The 269-nt window shown below is 63.2% G+C and carries 1 protein-coding gene; it reads right to left on the reverse strand.

The annotated features are described in order from the left end of the window. Positions 1-269 (reverse strand): SapC family protein (locus X735_RS135810; RefSeq protein ID WP_023814489.1); only part of this gene is annotated, 269 nt, incomplete at both ends.

The following is a 269-nucleotide window of genomic DNA, read 5'->3' on the forward strand; positions in this document are numbered from 1 at the left end:
CGCTCTTCCGATCTTCGATTCATCGGCGAGGATGAAGGGGTAACGGCGGACATAGGCGGGAATGTAATGCGGCTCCGCCCATTTGCCGTCGGCGCCTACGAACAGGTTCTGGTCCTGGCGCAGACCGGTGATGATGACAGGCGCCTTGGCGTCGCCAATGAAAACGATCGGATAGGAGCGCATCGCCGCCGGCATTTCCGATGCGACGACGGGGATGGCGTGCGCGGTGCGGGCAAAGGAGAAATCGGCCCGCGCCGTAAGGCCGAGTG

This window comes from Mesorhizobium sp. L2C084A000, from assembly GCF_000502875.1.
Classification (GTDB): Bacteria; Pseudomonadota; Alphaproteobacteria; order Rhizobiales; family Rhizobiaceae; genus Mesorhizobium.